This window comes from Actinotalea sp. C106 (assembly GCF_023630195.1).
In the GTDB taxonomy this organism is placed as follows: Bacteria; Actinomycetota; Actinomycetes; order Actinomycetales; family Cellulomonadaceae; genus Actinotalea.
In genome coordinates this window covers 1-537 of the sequence record NZ_JALPKN010000643.1, presented here as the reverse complement: position 1 = coordinate 537, position 537 = coordinate 1, and the positions used below count along the sequence as shown (strand labels likewise).

Genomic DNA, 537 nt, shown 5'->3' with positions numbered 1-537 from the left:
AGCCTCCCCGCGTCGACGGCTGCCCGCTCGACGCGGTCGAGGTCCCCACCCTGCTGGGCCTCGACGGCCGCCGCGACGGCCCCCTCGACGAAGGGGGCCGAGGGCACCCGGACCCGGGCGGCGACGTCCTCGTCAAGCATCTCGAGCACCATCTCCGCCGTGAGCACGGCCGAGCCGAGGTCGGTGAGCAGCACCACGCCGGATCCGCCGGCCGTCGCGGACTCGACCGCCTCGAGCACCCGGTCCGGGCTCGTCCCGATGCCGCCGTCGAAGCCCCCGGCCGGCAGGACGGTCACGTCGGGGGCCATCTGCTGCGCGATCTCGGCGACCCCCTGCGCGGCAGCCTGCGAGTGCGAGACCAGGACGAGCGCCGTCCTCATGCGCGGTCCCCGGCCACCGCGGCCTCGTGGGCGGCCCGCAGCAGCAGGGCCGAGGACGCTGCTCCCGGGTCACGGTGCCCGGAGCTGCGCTCACCGAGGTAGCTCGCCCGGCCCTTGGTCGCGACCATGGGGTCCGTCGCGACGGCCCCCGCCTCGG

At 76.9% G+C, this 537-nt stretch carries 2 protein-coding genes; both read right to left on the bottom strand.

The features are described from left to right. On the bottom strand, nucleotides 1–380 hold a 380-nt coding region (gene dhaM / locus L0B03_RS18970), incomplete at its 3' end, for a dihydroxyacetone kinase phosphoryl donor subunit DhaM (RefSeq protein WP_250448673.1). Next, nucleotides 377–537 (bottom strand): DAK2 domain-containing protein (locus tag L0B03_RS18965; protein ID WP_250448675.1); only part of this gene is annotated, 161 nt, incomplete at its 5' end. The genes L0B03_RS18965 and dhaM, both read right to left, overlap by 4 nt.